General features: G+C 69.5%; 27 protein-coding genes and 1 riboswitch. Of the genes, 13 read left to right on the top strand and 14 right to left on the bottom strand.

What is annotated here, in order from left to right; all coding sequences use genetic code 11:
- Position 1: 1 nt before the first annotated feature.
- From ggh to ACYSM9_RS04995, 5 genes are read right to left on the bottom strand one after another with little or no spacing between them, the layout of a single operon-like run.
- Positions 2-1,351, bottom strand: a complete 1,350-nt coding sequence (gene ggh, locus ACYSM9_RS04975; protein WP_461855900.1) for a glucosylglycerate hydrolase — start codon at positions 1,349-1,351, stop codon at positions 2-4.
- Positions 1,348-2,436, bottom strand: a complete 1,089-nt coding sequence (locus ACYSM9_RS04980) for an ABC transporter ATP-binding protein (RefSeq protein ID WP_461855901.1) — start codon at positions 2,434-2,436, stop codon at positions 1,348-1,350. Before ACYSM9_RS04980 ends, ggh begins: the two co-directional genes overlap by 4 nt.
- A gap of 24 nt (positions 2,437-2,460) precedes the next feature.
- Positions 2,461-3,345 carry a carbohydrate ABC transporter permease gene (locus ACYSM9_RS04985; protein ID WP_461855902.1) on the bottom strand — a complete coding sequence of 295 codons (885 nt, stop codon included), beginning with the start codon at positions 3,343-3,345 and terminating at the stop codon, positions 2,461-2,463.
- Positions 3,342-4,256 carry a carbohydrate ABC transporter permease gene (locus ACYSM9_RS04990; RefSeq protein ID WP_461855903.1) on the bottom strand — a complete coding sequence of 305 codons (915 nt, stop codon included), beginning with the start codon at positions 4,254-4,256 and terminating at the stop codon, positions 3,342-3,344. Before ACYSM9_RS04990 ends, ACYSM9_RS04985 begins: the two co-directional genes overlap by 4 nt.
- Positions 4,256-5,584, bottom strand: a complete 1,329-nt coding sequence (locus ACYSM9_RS04995; protein WP_461855904.1) for an ABC transporter substrate-binding protein — start codon at positions 5,582-5,584, stop codon at positions 4,256-4,258. The genes ACYSM9_RS04990 and ACYSM9_RS04995 overlap by 1 nt, the downstream gene beginning before the upstream one ends.
- 126 nt (positions 5,585-5,710) lie before the next feature.
- Here ACYSM9_RS04995 and ACYSM9_RS05000 point away from each other — a divergent pair, with 126 nt between their 5' ends.
- The 7 genes from ACYSM9_RS05000 to ACYSM9_RS05030 all read left to right on the top strand — a co-directional run bounded on the left by ACYSM9_RS05000 (position 5,711) and on the right by ACYSM9_RS05030 (position 10,489).
- On the top strand, positions 5,711-6,892 hold the full coding sequence (locus ACYSM9_RS05000; RefSeq protein WP_461855905.1) for an ROK family transcriptional regulator: 1,182 nt from the start codon (positions 5,711-5,713) through the stop codon (positions 6,890-6,892).
- Between the two features lie 85 nt (positions 6,893-6,977).
- Positions 6,978-7,043, top strand: a riboswitch (guanidine-III (ykkC-III) riboswitch).
- A 10-nt stretch (positions 7,044-7,053) separates the two neighbouring features.
- Positions 7,054-7,377 (top strand): DMT family transporter, encoded by a 324-nt coding sequence (locus tag ACYSM9_RS05005; RefSeq protein WP_461855906.1) that lies wholly within the window; start codon positions 7,054-7,056, stop codon positions 7,375-7,377.
- Positions 7,377-7,727 (top strand): DMT family transporter, encoded by a 351-nt coding sequence (locus ACYSM9_RS05010; RefSeq protein ID WP_461855907.1) that lies wholly within the window; start codon positions 7,377-7,379, stop codon positions 7,725-7,727. Before ACYSM9_RS05005 ends, ACYSM9_RS05010 begins: the two co-directional genes overlap by 1 nt.
- 133 nt (positions 7,728-7,860) lie before the next feature.
- Positions 7,861-8,487, top strand: a complete 627-nt coding sequence (locus tag ACYSM9_RS05015; RefSeq protein WP_461855908.1) for a nucleoside/nucleotide kinase family protein — start codon at positions 7,861-7,863, stop codon at positions 8,485-8,487.
- Between the two features lie 24 nt (positions 8,488-8,511).
- Complete coding sequence (locus ACYSM9_RS05020) at positions 8,512-9,504, top strand: aldo/keto reductase (RefSeq protein WP_461855909.1); 993 nt, start codon at positions 8,512-8,514, stop codon at positions 9,502-9,504.
- Positions 9,505-9,514: 10 nt separating this feature from the next.
- Positions 9,515-9,817, top strand: coding sequence for a putative quinol monooxygenase (locus ACYSM9_RS05025; RefSeq protein WP_461855910.1), 303 nt, complete (start codon positions 9,515-9,517; stop codon positions 9,815-9,817).
- Between the two features lie 21 nt (positions 9,818-9,838).
- Positions 9,839-10,489, top strand: coding sequence for an MBL fold metallo-hydrolase (locus ACYSM9_RS05030; RefSeq protein ID WP_461855911.1), 651 nt, complete (start codon positions 9,839-9,841; stop codon positions 10,487-10,489).
- A 72-nt stretch (positions 10,490-10,561) separates the two neighbouring features.
- On the opposite strand, the gene ACYSM9_RS05035 is transcribed toward ACYSM9_RS05030, so the two are convergent.
- Complete coding sequence (locus ACYSM9_RS05035) at positions 10,562-12,433, bottom strand: DEAD/DEAH box helicase (protein ID WP_461855912.1); 1,872 nt, start codon at positions 12,431-12,433, stop codon at positions 10,562-10,564.
- A gap of 315 nt (positions 12,434-12,748) precedes the next feature.
- Between ACYSM9_RS05035 and ACYSM9_RS05040 the strand changes: the two genes are divergently transcribed.
- Entirely contained in the window at positions 12,749-13,474 is a 726-nt protein-coding gene (locus tag ACYSM9_RS05040; protein WP_461855913.1) for a class I SAM-dependent methyltransferase, read from the top strand.
- On the opposite strand, the gene ACYSM9_RS05045 is transcribed toward ACYSM9_RS05040, so the two are convergent.
- Entirely contained in the window at positions 13,471-14,850 is a 1,380-nt protein-coding gene (locus ACYSM9_RS05045) for an MFS transporter (RefSeq protein ID WP_461855914.1), read from the bottom strand. The genes ACYSM9_RS05040 and ACYSM9_RS05045 overlap by 4 nt on opposite strands.
- Positions 14,851-14,858: 8 nt before the next feature.
- Entirely contained in the window at positions 14,859-16,205 is a 1,347-nt protein-coding gene (locus ACYSM9_RS05050) for an MFS transporter (protein ID WP_461855915.1), read from the bottom strand.
- 137 nt (positions 16,206-16,342) lie between these two features.
- Here ACYSM9_RS05050 and ACYSM9_RS05055 point away from each other — a divergent pair, with 137 nt between their 5' ends.
- Entirely contained in the window at positions 16,343-16,777 is a 435-nt protein-coding gene (locus ACYSM9_RS05055) for a hypothetical protein (protein ID WP_461855916.1), read from the top strand.
- A 104-nt stretch (positions 16,778-16,881) separates the two neighbouring features.
- Positions 16,882-17,805: a tRNA (guanosine(46)-N7)-methyltransferase TrmB gene (trmB, locus tag ACYSM9_RS05060; RefSeq protein WP_461855917.1), complete on the top strand. Its 924-nt coding sequence runs from the start codon at positions 16,882-16,884 to the stop codon at positions 17,803-17,805.
- A gap of 35 nt (positions 17,806-17,840) precedes the next feature.
- Here trmB and ACYSM9_RS05065 read toward each other — a convergent pair whose 3' ends face one another.
- Together ACYSM9_RS05065 and ACYSM9_RS05070 are read right to left on the bottom strand one after the other, a co-directional pair.
- Complete coding sequence (locus tag ACYSM9_RS05065) at positions 17,841-18,287, bottom strand: hypothetical protein (RefSeq protein ID WP_461855918.1); 447 nt, start codon at positions 18,285-18,287, stop codon at positions 17,841-17,843.
- Positions 18,288-18,290: 3 nt separating this feature from the next.
- Positions 18,291-19,871 carry a fimbrial protein gene (locus ACYSM9_RS05070; RefSeq protein WP_461855919.1) on the bottom strand — a complete coding sequence of 527 codons (1,581 nt, stop codon included), beginning with the start codon at positions 19,869-19,871 and terminating at the stop codon, positions 18,291-18,293.
- Positions 19,872-20,097: 226 nt separating this feature from the next.
- Here ACYSM9_RS05070 and ACYSM9_RS05075 point away from each other — a divergent pair, with 226 nt between their 5' ends.
- Positions 20,098-20,916 (top strand): DUF1206 domain-containing protein, encoded by an 819-nt coding sequence (locus tag ACYSM9_RS05075; protein ID WP_461855920.1) that lies wholly within the window; start codon positions 20,098-20,100, stop codon positions 20,914-20,916.
- An 80-nt stretch (positions 20,917-20,996) separates the two neighbouring features.
- Positions 20,997-21,476 carry an SRPBCC family protein gene (locus ACYSM9_RS05080; RefSeq protein WP_461855921.1) on the top strand — a complete coding sequence of 160 codons (480 nt, stop codon included), beginning with the start codon at positions 20,997-20,999 and terminating at the stop codon, positions 21,474-21,476.
- Here the strand turns inward: ACYSM9_RS05080 and ACYSM9_RS05085 are convergent.
- A complete protein-coding gene (locus ACYSM9_RS05085) occupies positions 21,473-22,132 on the bottom strand; it encodes an anti-sigma factor family protein (RefSeq protein WP_461855922.1) in 660 nt (219 codons plus the stop codon). The two genes, ACYSM9_RS05080 and ACYSM9_RS05085, sit on opposite strands and share 4 nt — an antisense overlap.
- Entirely contained in the window at positions 22,129-22,629 is a 501-nt protein-coding gene (locus ACYSM9_RS05090) for a sigma-70 family RNA polymerase sigma factor (protein ID WP_461855923.1), read from the bottom strand. Before ACYSM9_RS05090 ends, ACYSM9_RS05085 begins: the two co-directional genes overlap by 4 nt.
- Before the next feature lie 215 nt (positions 22,630-22,844).
- Between ACYSM9_RS05090 and ACYSM9_RS05095 the strand changes: the two genes are divergently transcribed.
- Positions 22,845-23,393, top strand: coding sequence for a COG4315 family predicted lipoprotein (locus tag ACYSM9_RS05095; RefSeq protein WP_461855924.1), 549 nt, complete (start codon positions 22,845-22,847; stop codon positions 23,391-23,393).
- A gap of 21 nt (positions 23,394-23,414) precedes the next feature.
- Here the strand turns inward: ACYSM9_RS05095 and ACYSM9_RS05100 are convergent, their stop codons facing one another.
- The gene (locus tag ACYSM9_RS05100) at positions 23,415-24,233 is read right to left on the bottom strand and encodes a hypothetical protein (RefSeq protein ID WP_461855925.1); all 819 of its coding nucleotides are present in this window, start codon (positions 24,231-24,233) and stop codon (positions 23,415-23,417) included.
- A complete protein-coding gene (locus ACYSM9_RS05105; protein ID WP_461855926.1) occupies positions 24,226-24,804 on the bottom strand; it encodes an RNA polymerase sigma factor in 579 nt (192 codons plus the stop codon). The genes ACYSM9_RS05100 and ACYSM9_RS05105 overlap by 8 nt, the downstream gene beginning before the upstream one ends.
- Positions 24,805-24,887 lie beyond the last annotated feature (83 nt).

The following is a 24,887-nucleotide window of genomic DNA, read 5'->3' on the forward strand; positions in this document are numbered from 1 at the left end:
GTCAGCCTTCCTCCGGATCGGCAAGCCATTCCAGCGCTACCGCCGCTGTCCAGGACTGGTCCATGCTGCCCAGCGGCTCGCCGGTGAACGGCTCGTAGTACTCCGCATAGTGGCCTTCCATCAGCTGCGCCAGGGAGGCCTCGCGCAGCTGCCGGTACCGATTCCCGTCGCCGCGCCGCTTCAGGCAGCTGGCCAGGTACCAGTTCATGACCGGCCAGACCGGCCCGCGCCAGTACTGCCGGGGCTTCAACCCGTGGTAGGTGGTGGACGTGGAGGCGGGAAGCGGGAAGGCAAGGCGTGGATCCCCGGTCCAGTCCGGGCCCTCGAAGATCTCCAGCTGCCGCTGCAGCAGGGGCCCGCTGCCGGTGGAGATGAGCGGCGCGAAGCCCGCCATGGTGGGCAGCCCGATCCATTCCCCCGTGAGCACATCCCGGTCCCGTGCAAGCCCTGTGTCTTCGTCAACGGTGGAGTCCACCCCGTCCCGGAACTCACGGGCCCATTCGCGCAACCGGTCCGCGTCACCGCCCAGGCCGATGCGGTCCGCCAGCACCGCCAGGTCCTCGTTTGCCGCCGCGAAAATCGCCGACATGAAGACGTCCTTGACCTGGAACGCCATCACGTCCGGCAGCCGGGCATCGTCAAAGCGGACGTCCGCCATCTGTTGCACCAGCCACAGGTACCGGCTGTATTCCTCATCGCTGGGCCGCTGGCTGGTGTCCGTGACCTTGAGGGTGTCCGTGCGCACGAACGGCTCCATCGCCCCCGGCTTGACCCTGGAGTAGGGGCCGTCGAAACGCGGCGAGTTGTCCATCCCGGACTCCCAGCCGTGGTAAATCGTCAGCAGGCCGGACCCGTCACCGCCGCGGCTGCTCCGGAGCCAGGCATGCCACCGGATCCACTGCGGCAGCGTCCGGCGGAGGAACTCTTCGGCGAGCCGGGCGTCTTCGCCGCCCGCCGCCGTCGCCCGTTCCACGATCCGCCGCAGCATGGTGGCGTGCACGGGCGGCTGGCAGATACCGCTGGACTCCACGCCCTCGGGCGACACGCCGCGCGTGCCCCAGCGCTCCACGTCCGGAAAATAGCCGGGGACGTCGGAGAACACGATGTGCGGGATCATCCCGCTCTTCCATTGGGCGGCGAGCAGGTAATCGAGTTCCTGCAGGGCACGGGCGACGCTGACGGTCGACAGGCCGGTGGCAACGAAGGCCGCGTCCCAGCTCCACATGTGCGGGTACAGGTTCGGCGCGGCTGTGACCATGGTGCCGAGGTCGTTGGCGGCGAGGACGTCCCTGGCCCGGCGGCGCATTTCGGTAAGGTCCTGGATTGGCGAGGCGTCCCCGTCCGGGTTCATGCCGTCAGCCCCAGCTGCGTCTCCGTGTCGAAGAAGCGCAGGGCACCGGGGTCGAAACGCAGCCCCACCTGGTCTCCGGAGGAAACCCGGACCGTGGACGGGACCTGCACCTTGACCGTCTGGCCGCCCAGGTCCACCGTCAGCAGCGTGGCGTGGCCGAGGGGCTCCACCACCTCCACCACCGCGTCCAGGGAACCTTCCGAGCCGCGCTCGGCGATGGCAATGTTTTCCGCGCGGATGCCCACCATTACCGGGCTGCCGCCGGTGCGAGCAGCCGCCCGGGCCAGGAATTCCGGGGCGGCGGTGTCCTGGCCCGCGACTTCCAGCGCTCCCTGCTGGGTGATCCGGCCGTCCAGGAAGTTCATCGGCGGTGAGCCGATGAACCCGCCAACGAACCGGTCTGCCGGTTCCTCGTAGACCGTGATGGGATTGCCGAGCTGGGCGATCTGCCCCTTCTTCATCACCGCCACGCGGTCGGAGAGGCTCATCGCCTCCACTTGGTCGTGGGTGACGTACAGGGTGGTGGATCCCAGCTGCTGGACGATCTTCTTCAGCTCGGCCCGGAAGTCCAGGCGCAGGAGGGCATCGAGGTTGGACAGGGGTTCATCCATGAGCAGCACGTCGGCGTCCATGACGATGGCGCGGGCCACGGCGACGCGTTGCCGCTGGCCGCCCGAGAGCTGCGCCGGGTACCGGTCCAGGTAGGGGCTCAGCTGCAGGAGGTCGGCCGCCCACCGCACCTTCCGTTCGATCTCGTCCCGGGGGACCTTTTTCATCATCAGCCCGAAGGCGATGTTGGTCCGGACCATCCGGTGCGGGAAGACGGCGTAGGACTGGAACACCATGGACAGGTTCCGGTCCTGCGGCGGAAGGTAGGTCACGTCCCTGCCGCCGATGGAGATGCTCCCTTGGTCCGGGAAGTCCAGGCCGGCCACCATGCGCAGGAGCGTGGTCTTCCCGCAGCCTGACGGGCCCAGCAGCACCATGAACTCGCCCTCCGCCACGTCCAGGGAGACGTTGTTCGTGGCCAGCTCAGTGCTGCCGGGGTAGGTCTTGTGCAGGCCCTTGATGGAGATGTCAGCCATGGGACAGCCTCTCTGGAAAAGCGGTCAGCGGATGGTGGAGCCCCACATGTTGGTGAGGTAGCGGCGCATGAAGAAGATGAAAATGAGAGCCGGAAGCACCAGCAGGAAGCCCCCGGCGAACCGGTAGGCCAGCGGTGATTCGGACAGCGAACTGAGGACCTGGGCGGGCAGGGTGCGCTGGTTCAGGGTCAGGATGGAGGCACCCAGGACTTCGTTCCAGGACATGACGAACGTGAAGATCGACGCCGCCGCGATGCCGGGGACGGCCATGGGCATGACCACCTTGAGGAAGGCCTGCACCGGGCTGCAGCCGAAAATGCGCGCGGCCTCCTCGACGTCCCGCGGAACACCCAGGAACACCGATGCGGTAATCAGGATGGTGGTGGGCAGCGCCAGGGCGGTGTGGAGCAGGACGACGGCGATGACGCTGTCGTACAGTCCGGTCTGCAGGAACAGCTGGGCTAGCGGCACCGACAGGACCACGATGGGCAGGGCCCGGGTGAACAGCAGGAAGAGCTGGTACGGGTCCCTGCCGCGGAAGGCGAACCGGGCCACCGCGTATCCGGCGGGGACCCCGATGATCAGCGACAGCACGAGGGTGAACACGCCCACCTGGACCGAGTTGATCAACCCGCCCAGGATGCCGGTGGACTGCAGGAACGTCTGCATCGTCTCGGTGGAGAAGTTGTCCGGAATGAAGCTGAGCGGGAACTTCTGCAGCGATTGCCTGCTGGACATCGCCGCGAGGGCGATGAGGTAGATGGGTATGGCCATGAACAGGGTGATCAGGATGCAGCCCGCCTGGAGCAGGATCCTGTTGCGGCGCCGCCGTGCCAGCGGACGGCGGTCCACTTCCGGTTCGGGGCGCGCGGCCGGCACCGGGGCCTTGGACGTGGTGGCGTTGCTCATCGTGGCGCCTCCGACTGGTCCCGAAGGAGTTTCAGGTAACCCACCGCGGTCACCATGGACACGGCCATGACCACCAGGGCCAGCGCCGATGCCACGTTGGGATCCTGCAGCCCCGTGTACCAGCGGTAGGTCTCACCAACCACCAGCGGGAAGTTCTGGCCGGTGAGGGCCAGCGCCACGGCGAAGGTCTGGAACGCCAGGATGGTGCGCAGGATCAGGGCGGTCTGGAGGCTGGGACGCAGCAGCGGCAGGGTCACGTGCCAGAGCCGGCTCCAGAAGTTGGCGCCGAAGACGCCCGCTGCTTCCTCGTAGTCCTTGGGGATGGACTGCAGCCCCGCCACGACGATCACGAACACCAGGGACGTGGCGCGCCAGACCTCTGCGATGAGGACGGCGCCGAACATCGAGGGGTAGTTGTCGTAGGCGAGCCACGACACCGGGTCCAGCCCAAAGGAGGCCAGCAGGGAGTTGAGGTAGCCGCGGTCCGTGAACACGGTCAGCCAGACCAGGCCGGCCGCAAGGTCGCTGACCGCCAGGGGGATGGCCCAGATGTAGAAGTACGCCGAGGATCCCCGCGGCTTGGCCCGGATCAGCAGCGCCATGGCAAGGGCCAGGACGAACTGGATGGGGATCATCACCACGATCAGCAGCAGGGTGTTGCCCACCGAGGACCAGAAGTAGGGGTCCTGGGCCATCCGGGAGAAGTTCGCCGTCGTCAGCCCTTCCGGGCCGCCGAAGGCCTGGAGGATGCCGCTGACCATGGGCCAGCCGAACAGCAGCGTCATGAACACGATGGACGGGGCAATCAGCAGCAGCGCCGCCGAGTTCCCCCGCCTCCTGGGCGGCCGGGCCTTGGGGCCGGGCGGCGGCACGTGCGGCCTGGTGGCTGCCGGGGCGTCCGGGGCGGCCATCACGCGACCTTACACTGGGCCGCTTTGGGGTCCGGCGCCCAGCACGGGACGTTGAGGGAGTCCATGATCTTCGCCAGCTCGGCCCCCTGGCGGTCCAGGGTGGTCTTGACGTCGGCGTTGTTCAGGCAGATCTCCTGGAAGCAGTTCTTGAACAGCTGGGAGACCTGCGGGTCCTTGTCCCCCAGGCCCACGGGCGGCAGCGCCAGCAGCGCGTCCTGGGCTTCTTCCTGCGCTTTGACCGCCTTGGCCTCCAGGGCGATGCCGCCGGGGAGGTCGCTGCCGATGTCGGCTTTGACCACGGGGAAGAACGCGTTGGACTTCAGGGTTTCGATCTGGGCATCAGGCTTGGAAAGGGCCTTGATGAGCTGGAACGCCTTGTCTTTTTCCGGAGAGCCCTTCGGGACGGCCATGCCGCCGACAATCAGCAGGTAGCCCTTGCCCTTGGGTCCGGACGGCGCCGGGACCATCTGCCAGTCGTCCGGCTTGTCCTTGACGGCCGTGATCAGGCGGGCCACGTGGTCCCACGCCACCATGACCTCGCCGTTGGCCAGCGGCTCCTGCATGAAGTCGTAGTTGGTGGAGGCAGGGTTCGTGTTGGCCCACAGTTCGCGCATGTACGTCCAGGCGGTGACGGCATCGGCGTTGCGGAAGGTGGTGACCTGGCCGCCGGTGAAACTGGGCAGCAGGAACCCCTGGTAGAAGCGGTGATGGAGCCCCTTGGGCCCTGCGGGGATGCCGAACACGGGCCGGCCGTTGGCCGTCTTGGCAGCCTTCGCCCACTCCAGGTACTGGTCGTAGGTGAGCTTGTTGACGTCCGCTCCCGACGGCAGCCAGGCGAGCGCCTTCTTGTTGATGGCCAGCACGTACGTCGCCTGGATCCAGGGGATGTAGCGGGGAACGTCGGTGCCAAGCTTTGCCAGTTCCTTGACGTCGTCGGAGTAGCCCGCCGAGGAGAGGTCATTCATCAGCGAGCTGAGATCCTCAAGCTGCGAGGCGAAGGGGACCAGGTCGCCGTGCAGGCCGCCGGCGATGCCGACCTCCACCTTCCCGGCGGACAGCTGGGACTTGAGCGTGGTGTTGAACACCCCGGTATCCACGGGGTTGTAGGCGACGCTGATGTCGCCGGCGAACTTCTTCAGCGTGGCCTCGTACTTTTGCCGCTCCTCCACGGGGGCGAACTGGGTGGAGAGGAAGCTGACCGAACCGGCTCCCCCGCTCCCGCTGGTATTCACGCCGCAGGCCGCAAGCACGGGTCCCGCGGCAAGGAGAGTCAAGCCTCCCTTCAGCATGGCCCGCCGGGTAACGCCGTCAAACGCGAGATCGGACATTGATGCCTCCTGCTGTGAAGGGCAGTTATGGTTTTTGTCTGATGATCGATCATAATTGTGTGATCTGGAACACGTCAATGACCCGGCTGCGCGGCAGCCGGCTGCGGCCCGGAGGGAGCCAGCCGTATGACCGAGCCGAGAACGCTGGTAGGCGGTCCGGGCCAGCCCCCTCCCGGGCTCGCCACGAGGGCCGGCGACCTCCTCCAAATGCTGCGGTCCAACCCGGCCGGGTACAGCCGCGCGGACCTGCTGGAATTGACCGGCATGGCACGGTCCACCCTGTATGAGCGGCTGGATGACCTGTTCGCCGCCGGCCTGGTCTACGAATCAACCCCGCTGCGTTCCCAGCGCGGGAGGCCGCCCCGGGCCCTCCGGTTCGATGACCGCAACAAGTTGGTGGTGAGCATCGAAATCGGACACACCCACGCCGGCATCCACCTGCTGACGCTCGGCCGGGAGACCGTGTCCGCCGCCCGGTTGCCTGTCGACATCAAGGACTCCCAGGAGACGGTGGCGAGCCAGGTCGTCGACGCTGCCCTGCGGCTGCTCGACGGCCGGCCGGCCGTAGGCGCCGGAGTAGGACTGCCCGCCCCCGTGGACCCGCTGCACCGGCTGGGACTGGAGCGGACCGTCCTGGCCCATTGGGATTTGCGGCGCCTGCAGGAAGCGGTGGAAGCGAGGCTCGACTGCCCGGTCCTCCTCGAAAACGACGCGCGGTCAATGGCTGTCGGCGAGGTCCGCGAACCTTTCGAATCCCTCGTGGCCGTGAAGGTCAGCACCGGCATCGGCTCCGGGATCATCGTCGGCGGCGCCCTGGTCCGTGGCGCCCATGGCGCCGCCGGGGACATCGGCCATATCCGCATCCCGGAGGCAGCAGGCCACCGCTGCCGCTGCGGCCGCGACGGCTGCCTCGCGGCAGTGGCCTCCGGGCGCGCGTTGCTGGCCGCTCCCCGGTCCGCAAAGTACCGGACCCTGCGGCAGCTGGTGGATGCCGCCGGCAGTGACCCCGCCGTTGGCGACGCCGTCGCGGAAGCGGGCCGCTTGCTCGGCCGGGCGCTGGCCGCCACGGTGGGGACCCTTAACCCCGGACGCCTCGCCATTGGCGGCCTCGTGGGAGTGCTGCCCGGCTTCCTGGCCGCGTGCCGGCGCCAGATCCTTGACGACGCCTTCGAGCCCTCCCTGGTGGATCTCGAGATCGTTCCCGCAGACAGCCGGGCCTCCACTGCGGTGGGCCTGTGCCGCCTGGTGGAGGAAAGCCTGTACGCGCCGGAGCGGGTCGAACAGCTGCTGGCGCAGCAAAGCGGTTAGCCCCTGTCCCACCCGCGGAAGGAGCCGCCGGTGAGCTTGGGCACCCCCGCTGGCCGCCCGGCGTCGGGCGTTGCTACGCTGGAATCCAAGGCTCCGCACCCGAGCCTCCGGACGACGGATCAGTACCCGGCACGCGACAAGACTGGCCAAAGGACATCGTCATGCCGTGGATCCTCCTTCTTCTTTCCGGGGCGCTGGAAGCCGTCTGGGCTGCAGCGCTGCACCGGGCGTCCCGTGTGTCGGGCCGCCGCCGGGTCGCCCCCGCCTTCCTGTTCTTTGGTGCCGTCGCCGCGAGCACCGGCGGGCTGGCCTACGCCATGCAGACCATCCCCACCGGCACGGCGTACGCGGTGTGGGTGGGCGTCGGCGTCGTCCTGACCTCCGCCTACGCGATGGTTACCAGGGTGGAACGGCCGACGGCGGTGCGCCTGCTTTTGCTGTCCGGCATCGCGGCGTGCGTGGTGGGCCTGAAGGTGGTGGCGTAATGCGCGCCGTTCCGTGGCTGGTGCTCCTGGCATCGGCCGTCCTCGAGGCAGTCTGGGCTACTGCCCTCGGCCTGTCCGACGGCCTCACCCGTCCCCTGCCCACCGTGGTGTTCGCCGCCACCGCGGCCCTGAGCATGCTGGGCCTGGGCCTGGCCATCCGCAGCATTCCCCTGGGCACCGCCTATGCCGTGTGGGTGGGAATCGGCGCGGCGCTGACCGTCGCGTGGGCGATGGCCACCGGCACGGAGCCCTTCAGCGTGCTGAAGCTGCTGTTCATCGCCGGGATCGTGGGCTGCGCGGCGGGGTTGAAGGCGCTGCCTGCGAAGGCCGCCGGGCCTGCCCGGCGCTGACTTTCCCCACGTTCGGGGCGGGCCTGCGGCGTGTCCCGGCAAACCGCCGTCGAACCTTGCCTTCCCGGGCCCAAAGGTGGGGAGATTCAGCGCGCGGCGGTGGACCGTGGACGGATGCCTTTAGGCTGTTGCCATGGACTCCCCCGAGATCACCCAGGCCGTGGACGCGCTGCGGTCCAGGGTGCTGCGCGGGACCCGCACCATCCTGGGCATCGCCGGGGCGCCCGGTTCCGGAAAGTCCACCCTCGCCGCGTGGCTCCAGCAGCAGTTCGGCGCGGAGGCCGCGGTGGTGGTGCCCATGGACGGGTTCCATTTGGGCAACGCGATCATCGACGGCACGCCCCTTCGCGAGCGCAAGGGCGCCATGGACACGTTCGACGCCGGCGGGTACCTTTCGCTGCTGCGCCGCCTCGCGCGCCGGGACGAGGCAGTGGTGTACGCGCCGGAGTTCCGGCGCACCCTGGACGAGCCGGTGGCGGCCTCGATCGCCGTGCCTGCCGAGGTTCCGCTGGTGATCACCGAGGGCAACTACCTGCTGGCGGAGCAGGAGCCGTGGAAGGAAATCCGGGCGCAGCTGGGCGAGGTCTGGTTCCTCGACACGCCCCGCGGGCTCCGGCTCAGCCGGCTCGTGGCCCGCCACGTCTCCTTCGGCATGGCACCCGACGCAGCGCAAGCGTGGGCCAACGGACCCGACGAAGCCAACGCCGTCCTGATCGAATCCACCCGCAACGCAGCCGACCGCATCATTCCCTGGACCTGACCGGAACCACCAAGGAGACACAGCATGAACCCATCAGTAGAGCTCGGCGACGGGCTCACCGTCAGCCCCCTCGGCTTTGGCGGCATGGCCCTCACCCCCGTCTACGGCGAGGTGGACCCGGCGGACGCGCTCCGCACGCTGCACCACGCCGTCGACGCCGGTGTCAGCTTCATCGACACCGCGGACATCTATGGCGGGGGCAGCAACGAGGAACTCATCGGCCGGCTCCTGAAGGATCGCCGGGACGAGGTCCAGCTGGCCACGAAGTTCGCGCTGGTCGGCACCCCGGCCGACGGCTACACGGACATCCGGGGGGACGCCGCCTACGTCCGGCAGGCGGTGGACCGGAGCCTGCAGCGGCTGGGCACCGACGTGATCGACCTGTACTACATGCACCGCCGTGACCTCCGCGTTCCGATTGTGGAAACCGTGGGGGCCATGGCGGAGCTGGTGCAGCAGGGCAAGGTCAGGCACCTCGGCCTGTCCGAGGTGACGGCGCAGGAGCTCCAGGAAGCCGCGGCCGTGCACCCGATCGCGGCTGTCCAGAGCGAGTGGTCCATCTGGAGCCGGGACGTGGAACGCAACGTTGTTCCCGCGGCGGCCGGCCTGGGCACCGGCTTTGTCCCGTACTCCCCGCTGGGCCGCGGCTTCCTGACCGGCACGGTGGACACCTCGGCCCTGGGTGCCAACGACTTCCGGCGCCGCATCCCCCGCTTTGCCCCGGACGCCGCCGCTGCCAACCAGGCGGTGGTAGACGCGGTGCAAGCGGTGGCGGGCGAACTGGCCGCCACGCCCGCGCAGGTGGCCCTCGCCTGGCTGCTCGCCCAGGGCAAACGGCTGGGACTGCCTGTCGTCCCGATCCCCGGGACGCGCAAGGCCGCGCGCATCGACGAGAACCTCGGCGCGCTTTCCCTGGACCTGACCCCGGCGCAGCTGGACGCACTCGCCGCAGCCTCGGACGTCGTCGTCGGTTCCCGGTCCGCCGACCCCACCTGGGTGTCCGAAGGCCGGGAATAGGATGGGGCCCATGCCAACAATCGTTCACTTCGAAGTCCGGATCGACCCCGCCCGCCGGGAGGACGCCGCCAAGTACCTGTCCGAAACCCTCGCCGCCACCCGGGCCTGGCCCGGCAACCAGGGCATCGAGGCCCTGGTGGATGACGCGGACCCCTGCCACATCCTGGTGGTGGAAACCTGGGCCACCACGCAGGACCACGACGACTACGCCGCATGGCGCACCACACCGGAAGGCAGGAGCGGGCTGCACGAGATACTGGCCGGGCCGCCGACCAAGCAGGTCTACTCCAAAACCCTGCCGCTTGACCTGTAGCCCGTCCCTAGACTGAAGCCCATGGACTCACTTCTCTACGACCTGCCCGCCCTGACCATCCGCAGCATCTCAGTCAGCGCGATGGACAACAACGTGTACCTCCTGACGGCCAAGGCCAGCGGTGAGCAGCTGCTGATCGACGCCGCCGACGACCTGCCCGCCATCCGGCAGCTGCTGGCCGACGGCGCCGCCGACACCGGCACAGAACCTCGGCTGGCCCTGGTGGCCACCACGCACCAGCACTGGGACCACGTGCGGGCGCTGAAGGAGCTGGTGGCGGAGACCGGGGCGCGGACGGCGGCGGGAGCGGACGACGCCGACGCGTTGCCCGTTCCGGTGGACGTGCGGCTGGGCCACGGGGAGACGTTGTCCGTGGCCGGCTTCGGGCTCACGGCCGTCCACCTGCGCGGCCACACGCCCGGATCCATCGCGTTCGTGCTGCAGGACGCCGATGGTCCGGCGCACATCTTTTCCGGGGATTCGCTGTTTCCGGGCGGCGTCGGCAACACGCAGAAAGACCCGGAAAGGTTCAATCAGCTGCTAACCGACGTCACGGAGCGCCTGTTCGGCACTTACCCGGACACCGCCGTCGTCCATCCCGGCCACGGCAAGCCCACCACCCTCGGCGCGGAACGCCCGCACCTGGAGGAGTGGCGCGCCCGCGGCTGGTAATGCCAATCCGCTGCTGCGTAGACGCCGTTTTGACGGATCTAAACGGCATCTACGCAGCAGTCGATGAGGGAATCAGCGGCCGCGGCGCTCGTTCGACGCGGGGGCTGACGCGCGGCGCGGGCCGCTGCGCTTGGGACGGCCGGAGCCGTTGCCGGAACCGCCATTGCCCGAGCCGTACGAGCCGCCGGAGACACCGCCGGTGTTCGAGGACCACACGGCCTGGCTTCCGCCGGATGCTGCTGCGCGCTGCCCGGTTGCCGGGCGTCCGCTGCGCTGGCCGCCCGAGGCAGGACGTCCGCCTGAGGCGGGCCGGCCCGTGCCTCCGCGGGGAGCGCCGCTGCGGGTGATCCGGGAATCGCCCCGGCCCTCGGCTGCACGTCCGTCCGATCCGCGGCCGGCCGATGGGCGGCCACCTGCTGCGGGGACGTCGTTGCGGTGCGTGCCGGCAGCCGTACCGCGGCCGCGGGCGTTGCGGCGGGCGGCCGCCGCTGCCACGGCGCGGTCCTCGTTCTGCTCGCGCACGGCATCCACCGCGGCGCGGGCCTCGGTGCGGCCTTCGAAGGCAGCGGCGCGGCGCTCGGCGCGGGGAACATCCGTGCGGACTGCCTCGGCTGCAACCTTGCCGCGTCCGCCACGGCCACCGCGGCCGCCGGCGGTCGGGGAAGCCTGGCGGCGGGCCCGCTTGCGCTCGGCGTTGGCGCCGGTGGACGTGCCGCCGCCCTGCTTGGGGGCCTTGGCGGCCAGCAGCGCGGCGCGGGTGCGCGGGTCAACCTTCTCGGCGACGTCGCCCACCAGCTCGGCCACGATGGGCGAGCTGGCCGTGACGCGCTCGAAGCTGACGTCCACGCCGGCGGCTTTCATGAGCTTCTTCACGTCGGTCTGCTGCTCGGGCAGCGTCAGGGTGACCACGGTGCCGTCGGAACCGGCGCGGGCGGTGCGGCCGGAACGGTGCAGGTACGCCTTGTGCTCGGTGGGCGGGTCAACGTGGATGACCAGTTCGACGTCGTCGACGTGCACACCGCGGGCGGCGACGTCGGTGGCGACCAGGACGCGCACGTCACCGTTCGAGAACTCCGCGAGGTTGCGGTCGCGGGCGTTCTGCGACAGGTTGCCGTGCAGGTCGACGGCGGGGATTCCGGCGTCGGTCAGGGTCTTGGCCAGCTTGCGGGCGTGGTGCTTGGTCCGCATGAACAGGACGCGGCGGCCGGCGCCGGAGGCGAGCTCCACGATCAGCTGCTTCTTGACGGTCTGGTCGTTGACTACCAGCACGTGGTGTTCCATGGTGGTCACCGCCGCCTGGGGGTCGTCAACCGAGTGGGTCAGCGGGTTGGACAGGTAGCGCTGGACGATCTTGTCCACGCCGTTGTCCAGGGTGGCGGAGAAGAGGAGGCGCTGGCCCTGGCTGGGGGTCATGTCCATGAGTTTCTTCACGACGGGCAGGAAGCCCAGGTCCGCCATGTGGTCGGCTTCGTCCAGGACGGTGATCTCCACGGCTTCGAGCGTGAGGATGCGCTGGCGGATCAGGTCCTCGAGGCGGCCGGGGCAGGCGATGACGATGTCGACGCCGGCGCGCAGCGCCTTTTCCTGGCGGGCCTGGGAGATGCCGCCGTAGATCACGGTGGTGTTCAGGCCGGCGGCCTTGGCCAGCGGCTCGATGGTGGCGTTGATCTGGGTGGCCAGCTCACGGGTGGGTGCCAGCACCAGGCCCATGGGGCGGCCGGGCTTGCGGAAGTAGGCCGCTTCGCGTTCTGCAAGGCGGGCCACCAGCGGGATGGAGAAGGCGATGGTCTTGCCCGAGCCCGTGCGGCCGCGGCCCAGGACGTCGCGGCCTGACAGGGTGTCCGGGAGGGTCTTCACCTGGATGGGGAACGGGGATTCGATTCCCTGCGCGGCGAGGGTCTCGGCGAGGGCCTTGGGCGTGCCGAGGGCAGCAAAAGTAGTCATTAACTCAAAGGTCTTTCTGGCGGTATCCGTGCGGATATCGGCCCCCGGTGCCGGTTGGCCCAGGGGATTCGCCGAAGAAAAGTCAGGTGGTCAACCAGCCTTCTGCCACTTGCAGGACGGGGCCGGGACCAAATGGAACGCGTTCATCGACGCAGGATGTGCCTCTCACATGAAAAAAGCCCCGTCCCCCAAATGAAGGGATCCGAGGGCATCACTGCACATCAAGTTCCACCAGTTTACCATCCCCGGCGCGGCGGTCCGGTCCCGGGGCGGCGGACCGTTGCCTTCGGCAGTGCCGCGGGGCAGGCTGGAGGCATGAGCGAAGACGCGGCGCACCAGCATCCCACGCACGACGACGGCCCCTTTCCCGGCGGAGGAGACGGCAGCATCCGCGCCGCCTCAGCCTGGGACGAGCGGTACCGCTCCAAGCCCCGGCTGTGGAGCGGGAAGCCGAACCCGCAGCTGGTCCGTGAAGCCGGCGGCCTGAGGCCGGGCAAAGCGCTGGAACTTGGCTGCGGGGAAGGTGCCGACGCCATCTGGCTGGCGCAGCAGGGATGGACGGTGACCGCCGTCGACGTTTCCGCCGTGGCGCTGGAGCGGGCCCGCTCCCATGAGCTGGCGGAGCTGGCGCGGGAGAGCGTGCAGGCATCGGAGGACAACATCGGAAGCAGGATCACCTGGCAGCAGGCCGATCTGGAGCAGTGGCACCCGGAGGGGTCCTATGACCTGGTGACCTCGCAGTTCCTGCACTCGCAGGAGCTTGACTGGCGGATTCCGCTGCGGACCGCCGCTGCAGCGGTCAAGATGGGCGGCACCCTGCTGGTGGTGGGCCATCATCCCGACCGGCTGCCGCCGTGGGGCGGCGGGCACCCGCACGAGGGCATGTTCTACACCGGCGACGACTTGGTCCGCGAGCTGGAGCTCGGTGGGCCCGGGTGGCAACTGGAGGTCCTCACCACCCGCGAACGCCACGTGACGGGGCCGGAGGGCGAGGCAGCCACCATCGCCGACGTCGTGCTCCGGGCCACCCGGCTGAATTAGCCTTGAGCGGCGGTGACCCGCGGCGCCACCAGTGCCGCGGCAATGCCGAGCACCGCCGTCAGGGCGAAGACGCCCGCGAAGGACTGGACCGTCGTCGTAAATGCCGCGAAGACGATGCCGGTGGTGGCCAGCGACAGCGCCCCGCCCAGTGAATCGGAGATGGACATGGCGGAGCTGTTGAAGCCCTCGTCCTCCTTGGTGGAGAGCGCCAGTGTCATCACGCTCAGGCGGGGGTAGAGCAGGCCCATCCCGCCGCCGGCGAGCGCCCACCCGGCGATGGCGGCGGCGGCCGGCCAGTGCAGCGCCGTGGTGGACAGGGCCAGCAGCACCGCGCACAGGACCATCAGCGATCCTGTCCTGACGGCCGATGCATGGGACAGCCGGGTGCCCAGCCTGCCCTGGACCGCGGCGGCCCCGGCCCAGGCGAGCGCACCGCAGGTGAGGGTCAGCCCGGCCAGCGCCGGCGGAAACCCGTACTGGTCGATCAGCAGGTAGGGCAGGTAGACCTCCGCGCCGAAGAAGGACGCCGATGCCAGCCCTCGGGCCAGGATCACGCTGGGCAGGCCCCGCCGGGCCAGCAGGGTGCCGCCGGGCACCAGCGGACGGACCGCCACCAGGGCCAGCACGACGGCGGCCGCCGCCAGGACCGCCGTGGCCGCCGGAACATCCGGAATGCGCACCTCGGCGGAAAGGTTCAGCCCCAGGACGGCGAGCGCAGCCAACACGGCCCAGCCGAGCCGGTCCAGCGCCCACGGCACGGTGGGCGCCGCGGCCCGTTCCATGCCCCGCAGCAGCGGCACGATCATCGCCAGCGCGGGAACCACCAGGCCCACAACACCCAGGAACACCCAGTGCCAACTGAAGACCTGGGCCACCAGGCCGGCGGCGAAAGGTCCCACCAACGACGGAACCACCCAAGCGGCGGAGAAGGCGGCGAAGATCTTCGGATGCAGAGGTCCGGGATAGAAGCGTGCCACCAGGACATACAGCGCCACCGTGAGGGCGCCGCCGCCGAGGCCCTGGACCAGCCGGCCGGCGACGAGCATGGGCATGTTCACGGACGTGCCGGCGATCAGCAGGCCCAGCGCGAAGAGTCCCACCGAGGCGTACAGCGGCATCGACGGCCCACGCCGGTCGGACCAGTTGCCGGCTCCCACCATGCCGATCACGCCGGTTGCCAGCGGTCCTGCGAAGGCCAGCGCGTAGAGGCTGCCGCCGTCCAGCTCCCGGCTGACCAGCGGCATGATGGTGGTGACGGCCAGGGACTCGAATGCAGCCAGGAACACCAGGGCGCAGGTGCCGATGGTCACCCAGAGGTACGGCGGCCGGAAGATGCCGGCCGCGGGCTGGGTGGCTGGAAGGGTGGAGTCCCGCACCGCGTCGCCTAGCCCACGTACCGGTCGCGGCCGGAACGGTAGCCGAAGACGGCTGCCAGCAGCCCCACCACCGTGAACAGGATGCCGGCCGGGACGAAGGAACCGGTGGCCTGGTGCAGTTGCCCCACCAGCAGCGTTCCCGTGGAGCCGACGCCGTAGCCCACGCCCTGCATCATGCCGGACAGGTGCGCGGCAGTGTGGCCGTCGCGGGTGCGGAGCATGATCAAGGTCAGGGCAGCGGCCGTGAGGCTCCCCTGGCCCAGCCCCAGCAGCCCGGCCCAGACCCACACCAGGTCGAGCGGGCCCAGGATGCACAGCACGAAACCGCCGCCGGTCATCAGCGCCACCACGGTGTTGATGGCGCGCTGGTCCCGGGATTTTGCCGCCAGCGCCGGGGCGAACAGCGAGCCCAGCATCTGCAGCACGATGCAGACTGCCACGATGAGTCCCGCCGTCGCCCCGTCCACGCCGCGTTCGCGCAGGATGGGCGCCAGCCAGGCGAACCCGCTGAAGGACATCATGGCCTGCAGCACCATGAAGACGGTCACCTGCCAGGCCACCGGTGAGCGCCACACGTTCACGCCGTCCCTGACCGGCTGGTGCCGGATGCTTCCCTGCCGCAGGGCCACAGGCAGGAAGAGCAACAGCACGACGCCGGCAGGCACCGCCCAGACCCACAGCGCCGCGGTCCACTCCCCCGTTGCCGTGTAGACGGGGTAGGTAAAGCCGGCGCCGAGCGCGGCGGAGGCGCAGATGGCGGTGGTGTAGAGCCCGCCCATCAGGCCGAGGCGGTGGGGGAAATCGCGCTTGACCAGCCCGGGGAGGAGGACGTTGCACAGGGCAATGGCAGCGCCGCAGGCCGCCGTACCGGCCAGCAGCGCGGGAAGGTGTCCGGCACCGCCTGGAGGGGCGCCCGCATCCAGCGGCCGCAACAGCAGCCCCGCGGTCAGCAAGGCCATGGCACCCAGCAGTACCCGCTCCGCCCCGAACCGCCGGGCCAGGACGGGAGCCAGCGGGGCGAACACGCCCAGCAGCGTCACCGGAACGGTCGTCAGCACCACCACGGACCAGCCGGGCAGCGCCCCCTGGGACGTCACCTCGGGCAGGACGGCGGAGAAGCTGGAGAAGACGCTGCGCAGGTTCAGGCCGATCAGGACCAGGCATGCGCCAAGGTAGGCCAGCGCCCGCCTGCTGCCGACGCGGGTGGGTCCAGGCGCCGGAAGCTCGTCGACCTCGGCGTCCACGAGGGTGCTGAGATCCACCCTGCTGCTGCCGGTCCGGGGCGGGCCCTGGCCGTCTTCGGCGACAGTCCCCCGCCGTTGCTTCCTTGCCCCGGCATTCGTTGCGTCCGTCATCCGCCCATTCTTGCAGCCCGGGTCCCGCCCCGGAGTTATCCACATACGGGGACCGGTACCTTCTGATGCGGCTCCAGGCTCCCTAGGTTGTAACCGGCACGGCTTACCGAAGGGCCGCACAGAGTGATGGGAGCAGCATGGAAACGACGCCACCACAGGAACCACAGCCCGCAGCGCTGGACAGCGCGCCTCCGGCCGGAGCCACCCTGCCACCGGACCCCCAAGGCGGGGAGGCGCAGCCGGGGACGCCGGCCAACAAGGGAGCCACCAGCCTGGTCCTGGCGATCCTTGCCCCGGTGAGCATGTTCCTCACCGGGCCGTTTGCCGCAGTGGCCATGCTGTTGTCCTATTCGGACAGTGGGCACTCCCCCTGGCCGTGGGTGCCGCCCCTGGTGCTGTTCAGCCTGCCCCTCCTGTTTGCCGGGCTCGCCTTGCGGCTCGCTTTGCCGGCGCTGAAGCGCTCCCCGCGCAATACGGGCAACTGGTCTTCGGCGGCAGTCGCTTTGTGCATCTGCGGCCTCATCTTTGCCCTGGCCCTGGGCCCGGCGCTCAACGCCGCCGGACTGTTCTGACCGGGTTGCCGGCTCGAACCCGCCCCAAGCCGCCGCGGGCCGGCCAGCCTGCAAGCGGACCCGCCCTGCCCCTGCGCCGCCGTCGCAGCGCTATTCTGGAAAGGATGAGCGAATCCCCTGAAAACCCCCAGCAGCCGCATGTCCCGAGGCCCATCACGCCCGGAACCCAGGCCTCCTTCGGCACGTACGGCGGCAGGCCGGTCAGCTTCGTGCGCCGCGGCACCCGCCTGCAGGGCCGCCGGCAGGCGGCCTGGGACGAGCACGCCGAGCGCTGGGCGGTCAACGTTCCGCGCCACGTGGCGAACACCTCGGTCCACCCTGACTACACCTTCGACGCCGCAGCGGAGTATGGCCGCGAGGCACCGCTCATCGTGGAAATCGGTTCCGGCCTCGGCGACGCTGTCTGCCACGCTGCAGAGCAGAACCCGGGCACCGATTTCCTTGCCGTGGAGGTGTACACGCCGGGGCTGGCCAACACCATCATCAAGATCAACAGCCGGGGCCTGGACAACGTGCGGGTGGTGGAGGCCAACGCCCCGGAGGTTCTTGCCACCATGCTCCCGGAGGGATCGGTCAGCGAACTGTGGGTCTTCTTCCCGGACCCGTGGCACAAGTCCCGGCACCACAAGCGCCGCCTCATCCAGCCGGAGTTCGTCGACCTTGCCGCGCGGGTGCTGAAGCCCGGCGGTCTGTTCAGGGTCGCCACCGACTGGTCCAACTACGCCATCCACGTCCGCGATGTACTGGCCGGCTCCACGGCGTTCGAGAACCTGCACACCGGCGAGCGCCGCGGCCCGGAAAGCCCGCTGACCCAGGTCTGGCAGTCCGGCGTCGAATCCGTGGTGGGCGGCGCGCCCGTGCGTGAGGGCCGGGCACCGGTCAGCACCGGACACACCGGGCCCAACGAAGGGGTGGACGAGACCGGCGGCTGGGCTCCCCGCTTTGAGGGCAGGATCCGGACCAGCTTCGAAGCCAAGGCCAACGAGGCCGGGCGCCTGATCTTCGACCTCTGCTACCGCCGCCGGTAGCTGCATTTCACCGTTGCGGGCGCCGGGGTTCCGTTTCAGCCGACGCTGATGGCTCCCACGATCCCCTTCAGCATGTCCAGCCGCGGCTCCGCCCCGGCATCCAGGTATGGCCAGATGACCACGACGCCGATGAACCGCCCGCTTTCCCACACGCCGACCGTCGCTGCCACCTTTGCCGACCCGCCGGCGTCGTCGTAGCCCACCACGACGGCGTACGCTGCCTTGCCGGGCAGGTTCAGTTCACCTTCGGCCAGCAGGGTGCCGGACCGGTCCTCCAGGTAGAAGCCGGACATCAGGTGCGCCCAGCCGTTGGCCTGCGGCGCATCCTGGACCGACGAGTCGTCCTTGATGACGGTGACCAGGACACCGCCCAGGAGTCCGTACTGCTCGCTGTTGGGCCCGGCCGAGGAGTCGTCCAGGACCTGGGTGTGCTCGGGGAAGTCTGCGGTGAAGCCCAGCGGGGATTCGATGTGCACTGACATGGTTCAGAGCCTCTCGAGCTTGGTGTCGTTGGGGACTTTATAGTACGTGGACACGTTGGTGGTGGACTGGTTTTCGGTCTTGACCTCCACCTCGCCCACCTTCACGTCAAAGCCGGCCTCGTTGGTGGCGGTCACCACGGAGTTGACCTGGACGGTGGCGGATCCTGCCTCGTACAGCCTTGCCGCGTCGCGGGCGGCGCCGGCTTCGTTCCCCAGGGCCACGTTGCGCAGGTAGCTGTCGATGACCGGGCGGTTCTCCGGTGAGTAGTCGACGTCGATCTTGACCGTGCCCTGGGTGCCGGCCGTGACGGTGGATTCGAACTTGGCCGCCTTGGCGTCCGTGCCGGCGCTGGCACCCTGCGCCACGGTCCCGTCCATGGACACAGAGACGGAGTCGATGTTGTTGCCCTTGTCCAGGTTGACCTGCAGCCCGCCCTTCCCGGAGGCTTCGAAGACCCTGCCGTCCAGGTTGAGCTTGCCCTGGGCCGAGACCTCGCCGCTGGCGGTGGAGGTGCCGTCCGTCAGGTTCCGTTCGTAGGCCAGGTCCAGCTTCGCAGAACCGGACGCCGTCCCGGACTCGCCGGAGGCTTCCAGCGAGAACGTGCCCTTGGCCTTGTCCGTCTGCCCGGTGGAACCGTTGTCGTCCGCGGCGTCATTGATGGTGTCCAGGATGTACCCCGGCGGGTTGCCGGCCACGTCCTTGATCTCACCGATGCTGTCCGGCGGAAGGTCCCGGTACATCTGCTCCCGGGCAGCCATGGCTTCCTCCACGCTGGCGAACGTGTACTCGCGCGAGACCTCCCCGGTGAGGGTGGCCCCTGCCGTGCCGGTGGTGTCATTGACGCCCAGGCCCATGTTTCCGTAGACCTTCATGGTGGCCGAGCCGTCTGCGTTCTCCACCACTTCGGTGCCCACTTCGGCCCCGCCGTGGACCCACGCGACGCGGGCTTCGATGGAGGCCTTCCCGGTCTCGGAGTAGACCGGGATGTCAGCCCGGGCCAGCTCCTGCAGGTGCTGCTTGGCCAGCTGCTGGGCGGCGGCGGGGATGCCGCCGTCCATCCGCATGAGATCCTCGGCGAAGGGACCGTCGCTGCCCTCGCCCTCGATCAGGTACTTCCGGTCCGCGGCGGACAGGCTGTCCCACCATTTGGCCTGCTCCTCGGGGCTGGCATGCAGCATCCGGTCGAGGCCGGCCTCCAGTTCCTGCCGGTGCTCGGCGGCGGCCTGCGCCGCTTCGGCCCTCTCCTTCAGCCATTCCCGGGCCTGGGAAGCCAGCGAGGTGATCCGGTCCCAGATGCTGGTGCCGGAACCGCCGGACCCGGCGGTGGAGGCTTTTTCCTGCTCGTCGGCGTGCTTGAGCAGGATTTTCGAGTTCTGCCGCAGGCTGGCCACCACCTTGTCCAGGCTGGGCCGGTGGCTTCCGCTCCACTCCTGGCGGAAGAGGTCACCGTCGCGTCCCTTCCAGGGCGCCGACTGGATTTGGCTTTGCAATGAACTGGCGCGGCTGCTCAGCAGGGACGCCGCCTGGTCGGCGGCCTTGGCCAGTGCCCGCAACTGGCTGGTGTCAGCGCCGTAAAAAGTCATGGTTTCCCCCGGAGAAGTGTGCGGTGCGTTTGGATCGCTGGTCCTTATGGTTGCACAGGCACCGTTCACCGGCGATGGGGATCCCTCCCCATCGCCCGTGGACGGGCACCGGTCAGTCCTACTGTCGGGGCGCGGGCCGCCGTGGCACGATTGCCTGTATAGGAAGAGGGCACGCACCCCAGCGCAGCACCGCGCATGTCCAAAAGGAACGACGATCAAAAAAGAATTGAAGCAGGTCGCGGAGACGGCCGAGGACCTCACGAACTCACGCACGCTCGAGGTTCTGGCCCGGACAGGTTTTGCGGTCAGCGGCATCCTGCACCTGCTGGTGGGCGCCATCGCCGTCCGGCTCGCCATGGGAGGCACCGGGAGGGCGGACTTCAGCGGGGCCGTGGCGGAGCTGGCCACCATGCCGGTGGGACCGTTCCTGCTGTGGGGAAGCTTCGGCGCCTGCACGGCCCTCTCGCTCTGGCAGGCCGGCGATGCCATCTTCGACTTCAACCACCAGCCCCTGAAGAAGAAGGCCAAGAACAAGGCCAAGGCGGGCCTGCAGGCCATCGTGTACGCCGCGTTGGCCCTGACAGTCCTCCACTTCGCCACCGGCACAGGCACCGGCGAGGACAACCGCAAGGCCACCAGTGACTTCACCGTTGCCATGATGCAGGCGCCCGGAGGCGTGGCATTGCTGGTCCTGATCGGCCTGGCGGTTGCCGTCACCGGCGTCGCCTACGGTATGCGGGGGCCACGCAAATCCTTTGAGAAGCAGCTGCGGATGCCGGCCCGCGGCCCGGCCCGGGTCGCGGTCACGTCCCTGGGGGTGGCCGGCTACCTGGCCAAGGGCATGGTCCTGCTGCTGACCGGCCTGCTCATCGTCATCGCCACCATCAAGGAGCATCCCGAGGATTCCACCGGCCTGGACGGCGGCCTCCGCGCGCTCCGGGACCAGCCGCTGGGACCGTACCTCCTGGCCGCGGTGGGTGCGGGCCTGGTCTGCTATGGCGCGTATATGATCATGCGTGCCCGCCTGGCCAGGATGACCAAATAACCAGGTCGCGCAAATACGCAGGTTGCGCAAATGACCAGGATGGCCCCGTAAACCCGCGGCGGGGTGGCTAGGGTGGGAGCATGCCCCAGGTACGTGCCGAGCGCTTCATCCACACCGACCCGGAGACTGCCTTCGCCCTCTCCCAGACCACGGGCGCGTTCCGGCTGAAGTGGGACCCGTTCATCTCCGCGCAAGGCTTCCTGGACGGGGCCGGCGCCGCGGGCAAGGGCGTCCGCACCCGGACCAGGTCGCGGCTGGGCCTGGTCATGGTCAGCGAATACGTCTCCTACGCCCCGCCGCGGAACGTGGGCATGACGATGGTGGCCGGGCCGTGGTTCTTCGCCAACTTCGGCGGCGGCTGGCGTTTCACGGCCGACGACGGCGGCACCCGTGCCGTCTGGAAGTACACCTTCTCGTGCCGGCCGGCCCTGCTCCGGCCGGTGATGGAGTGGATCGGCGCCCGGCTGCTGGGGTACGAGATCGAACGGCGGATCGGTGCCTTCGCGCGCGCCTGCGAGGACGAGGAACTGCTGGCGGAGTTCCGCTCGCTCAAAGCCTAGGGAACGGTAATCACCGCCACCGCCCGCTGGGTGCCGTCCCGCAGCTCCACGCTCGAGATGCTGCCCAGCTGGATGGGTGTTGCCCCGGTGACTTTGACCTTTCCGCTGGGGGTGGCCGTCCAGGCGCACGCGCGGTCCTCGCCGCCGGCCCGGTCCCGGACCCACAGGGACAACGTGCCCTCCGATGGCAGGCTGCTCCCGCTGACCGCCAGCTCAGTCCCCCAGGTCTTCCGGGCGAGGTCGATGTTGAACTGCAGCCCGCCCCCGGACGCCACGGAATAGGTGGCGTCCGGCTGCGGCGGCCGGACGAGCATCGGCCCCACAGCCAGGCCCACCGCCAGGCACGCAGCCGCAACGGCCCCCGCCAGCGCCGCCCACCGCCGTCGAACGCTCCGGCGCCGGCGCGCCAGCTCGTCGAAAAGCTGCCCGGGGACGCTGGCCTGGGCGGCCGCGGTGCCCGGGCCGGCGGCGGTGAGGGCCACGGCGTCCGGCACCGGCAGCGCATCCAGCAGCATCGGCACTTTTTCCAGCACCGCAAGTTCCTTCCGGCAGGCGGCGCACTCCTGCAGGTGGGATTCGAAGAGCGCGGCGTCCGCCGCGTCCAGGCCGCCCAGCAGGTAGGCGCCCATCAGGTGGTGCAGGCTGCCCGTGGTCACCGGTCCACCCCCATCTCGTCCAGGATGGTGCGCAGCGCCCGCAGCGCGTAGAACGCGCGGGACTTGACCGTTCCACTGGGAATGTTGAGCTGCACCGCGGCCTCGTTGACGGTGAAGCGCCGGTAATGCAGGGCCACCAGGACTTCCCGGTGTTCCTTGCTCAAGCGCAGCAGGGCCTCCTCCATGAGGACCCGGTTGAGCAGTTCGTCTGCCCGCTCCACGACGTCTGCGGGGTCGGCGAGGCCACCGTCCAGGGCCTCGTGCGGGCGGCGCCGGCTCCGCCGGTAATTGTCGATCATGATGTTCCTGGCCGTTCGGTACAGGTAGCTGCGGAAGCTGCCGTTGATGTCCGGGGCATGCTGCCACACCCGGAGGACGGTTTCCTGCACCACATCCTCGGCTGTCTGGGGGTCGCGGACGGCGCCGAGGACAAAACGGCGCAGGGCTTCGCCGTGTTCGCGGTAGATCGCCTCCACCACGTTCTCGTCGAGCGGCATGCCGTTCCTCCCGTCGCTGCCCGCCGGATTGCGGGGACCCCCGGCGGCCCCGCATCCACAACCTTCCCGTGCTGGTAGACGCCAGGCAGCCGGAAATGGTTCAACGGGAGCCAGTTTCCGTGCCTCGGGCCCGCATTGAACCATTCTTCACCCCGCAGCGTCATAGGGGTTAGCGTCCGGCGATCCGACGCCGGGCTCTAGCCAAGGAGCACACCATGAAGAAACCCTTCGGGGCGGGATTTGCCATCCTGGCCCTGGCGGCGGCCCTGGCCGGCTGCGGCAGCAACAGCGGAACAACCACCCCCAGCGCCCCGGCCACGGGTTCCGGGGCGGGCAGCACTGCCAGCAGCACCGCCTCTGCGGCGGGGTCCGCATCCATGCAGGCCAGCACGGCCGCGGAACTCATGACGGCGTCCTCGTCGGCGGGCACCATTGTGGTGGATGCCAAGGGCATGAGCGTCTATTTCTTCACGAAGGACACGAAGGGCTCGGGAACGAGTGCCTGCACGGGCGCCTGCCTGGCGCAGTGGCCGCCCGTGACCACAACGTCCGCCACACCCAGCGCATCCGGGGTGACCGGAACCCTGGGCACCATCACGACTCCTGACGGCAAGAAGCAGGTGACCTTGAACGGCCTGCCGCTGTACTACTTCGCCAAGGACACCAAAGCGGGCGACGTCCTGGGCCAAGGCGTGAACAACGTCTGGTACCTGGCGAATCCCTCGGGTGACATGATCAAACCGGCAGGCGGCCAGGCCTACTGACCGGTGGGCCGGGCGCCTGCCCTACCGCAGCGGAACGTCGGGGATCCTGCCCGGCAGCGGCATCCCCGTGGGCGCGGGGACAGGCAGCTGGGAGGCCTGGTCCAGGCCCTTCCGGACATCCTCCGAGACGGAGGCAGGGGTGCTGGGCTGGACGGGGTTCTTCCCGTCTGACTGTCCGTGCGCCGGGGTGCCGGCGGGCAGTTCCGGCGTGGCCGACGGCGACCCGGCAGCAGGTGCCGGGGCGGACGCCGGGGCAGTGGGGACGGAGGCGGGGCTGGTGGGCGCCGAGCCGGGTGCAGCCGGACGGACCCCCGGCACCTCGCCGCCGGTGCTCCCGGCGGGAGTTGGGGCCGTACCTGTCACGAAGGAGGTCACGGCCTGGTTCAGCTGGGCGACGGAGTCCCGGAAGCCCTGGTCGGAGGCGACGGCGACGGCCCCGCCGGCGGCGAGCGAGGCAGCCACCGACAGGGTGGTCAGGGTGATGCGGCGCTTGGCCCTGCGGCGCGCCGCCAGTTCGTCTGCCGGGCGTTGGGCATGGCGCATCCCGGCGGGTTCGAAGCCCGCGGGTTCGACGGCGGCCCGTTCCGCGGCGGGTTCGGCGGCGGGTTCCACGGCCCGCAGCCCGACGGCGGTCAGCGGCGTCGTCGCCGGCGCGGCGCCCCGTCCCGTGCCTTTGCCCGCCATCAGGGCGGCGATGCCGGGAGAGGGTGCGGGCGCCTCCGCTGCCAGCGCACGCAGCTGGAGCAGGGCGGGACGGAGCTGGCCGTCGTCGTCCAGGTCCGCCTCGAGCAGGAGCTGGTCAACGAACCCGTCGTTGCGGGAGCCTGCGGTGTCACTCATTGTTCGCCTGGTTTCTTTTGAGCGTTTGTGCCTTGAGATTTTGGAGGGCCCTGCGCTGGAGCTGCTTGATGGCTCCTGCGCTCTTGCCCATGATGGCGGCCACTTGGTCGATGGACAGGTCTGCCACGACGCGAAGGGCCAGGACCTCCTGGTGTTCTTCGCTGAGTCCTTCCAGCATGGCCGCCGCGCCGCTGGTCAGTTCGACGGCGTAGTCCTCCGCCGAGGGCGTGGTCCGGGCGTCCGTCAGGGGGTCGTACGGGGTCAGCTGCGGCCGGCGTTCCAGCCGGCGGTAGTGGTCCACCATGCGGGCGTGGGCGATCGAGAAGATCAGGGATTTGGCGCCCTGCGTCCCGCCGGTGAGGCTGCCGATTTTCGGGTAGAAGGCCAGGAAGACGTCCTGGGTGACGGCTTCGGGGTCATCGAGCCCGCGCGCCTTGAGGTACCCGTGGACGGGGCCGGCGAAGGTTCGATAGGCAGCGTCGAACAACACAGCCGGATCCATCCCGGCCGGGTCGTCGAATATGTCAATCTCGTCCTGGGCCAAAGTGTCCAGCACCAGCGGCTCCTCCATTGCGGGAGAGGGCGCAAGCCACTCCCGTTCTCCGGCGCGGATTGCCAGCCCCCATGGTTTCCGACTGCCTCGTTGCGGGTCTT

The organism is Arthrobacter sp. C152 (assembly GCF_054890965.1).

Bases quoted from the DNA above. Each gene is read 5' to 3' on its own strand.
- ACYSM9_RS05090 (WP_461855923.1), bottom strand. From the start codon at position 22,629: ATGCCGCTCGACGAGAACGTGGTGGAGGCGATCTACCGCGAACACGGC.
- ACYSM9_RS05020 (WP_461855909.1), top strand. From the start codon at position 8,512: ATGAACCCATCAGTAGAGCTCGGCGACGGGCTCACCGTCAGCCCCCTC.
- ACYSM9_RS05080 (WP_461855921.1), top strand. From the start codon at position 20,997: ATGCCCCAGGTACGTGCCGAGCGCTTCATCCACACCGACCCGGAGACT.
- ggh (WP_461855900.1), bottom strand. From the start codon at position 1,351: ATGAACCCGGACGGGGACGCCTCGCCAATCCAGGACCTTACCGAAATG.
- ACYSM9_RS05005 (WP_461855906.1), top strand. From the start codon at position 7,054: ATGCCGTGGATCCTCCTTCTTCTTTCCGGGGCGCTGGAAGCCGTCTGG.
- ACYSM9_RS05050 (WP_461855915.1), bottom strand. From the start codon at position 16,205: ATGACGGACGCAACGAATGCCGGGGCAAGGAAGCAACGGCGGGGGACT.
- ACYSM9_RS05035 (WP_461855912.1), bottom strand. From the start codon at position 12,433: ATGACTACTTTTGCTGCCCTCGGCACGCCCAAGGCCCTCGCCGAGACC.
- ACYSM9_RS04980 (WP_461855901.1), bottom strand. From the start codon at position 2,436: ATGGCTGACATCTCCATCAAGGGCCTGCACAAGACCTACCCCGGCAGC.
- ACYSM9_RS05070 (WP_461855919.1), bottom strand. From the start codon at position 19,871: ATGACTTTTTACGGCGCTGACACCAGCCAGTTGCGGGCACTGGCCAAG.
- trmB (WP_461855917.1), top strand. From the start codon at position 16,882: ATGAGCGAATCCCCTGAAAACCCCCAGCAGCCGCATGTCCCGAGGCCC.
- ACYSM9_RS05000 (WP_461855905.1), top strand. From the start codon at position 5,711: ATGACCGAGCCGAGAACGCTGGTAGGCGGTCCGGGCCAGCCCCCTCCC.
- ACYSM9_RS05025 (WP_461855910.1), top strand. From the start codon at position 9,515: ATGCCAACAATCGTTCACTTCGAAGTCCGGATCGACCCCGCCCGCCGG.
- ACYSM9_RS05100 (WP_461855925.1), bottom strand. From the start codon at position 24,233: ATGAGTGACACCGCAGGCTCCCGCAACGACGGGTTCGTTGACCAGCTC.
- ACYSM9_RS04995 (WP_461855904.1), bottom strand. From the start codon at position 5,584: ATGTCCGATCTCGCGTTTGACGGCGTTACCCGGCGGGCCATGCTGAAG.
- ACYSM9_RS05010 (WP_461855907.1), top strand. From the start codon at position 7,377: ATGCGCGCCGTTCCGTGGCTGGTGCTCCTGGCATCGGCCGTCCTCGAG.
- ACYSM9_RS05105 (WP_461855926.1), bottom strand. From the start codon at position 24,804: ATGGAGGAGCCGCTGGTGCTGGACACTTTGGCCCAGGACGAGATTGAC.
- ACYSM9_RS05040 (WP_461855913.1), top strand. From the start codon at position 12,749: ATGAGCGAAGACGCGGCGCACCAGCATCCCACGCACGACGACGGCCCC.
- ACYSM9_RS05055 (WP_461855916.1), top strand. From the start codon at position 16,343: ATGGAAACGACGCCACCACAGGAACCACAGCCCGCAGCGCTGGACAGC.
- ACYSM9_RS04990 (WP_461855903.1), bottom strand. From the start codon at position 4,256: ATGGCCGCCCCGGACGCCCCGGCAGCCACCAGGCCGCACGTGCCGCCG.
- ACYSM9_RS05030 (WP_461855911.1), top strand. From the start codon at position 9,839: ATGGACTCACTTCTCTACGACCTGCCCGCCCTGACCATCCGCAGCATC.
- ACYSM9_RS05065 (WP_461855918.1), bottom strand. From the start codon at position 18,287: ATGTCAGTGCACATCGAATCCCCGCTGGGCTTCACCGCAGACTTCCCC.
- ACYSM9_RS05095 (WP_461855924.1), top strand. From the start codon at position 22,845: ATGAAGAAACCCTTCGGGGCGGGATTTGCCATCCTGGCCCTGGCGGCG.
- ACYSM9_RS04985 (WP_461855902.1), bottom strand. From the start codon at position 3,345: ATGAGCAACGCCACCACGTCCAAGGCCCCGGTGCCGGCCGCGCGCCCC.
- ACYSM9_RS05015 (WP_461855908.1), top strand. From the start codon at position 7,861: ATGGACTCCCCCGAGATCACCCAGGCCGTGGACGCGCTGCGGTCCAGG.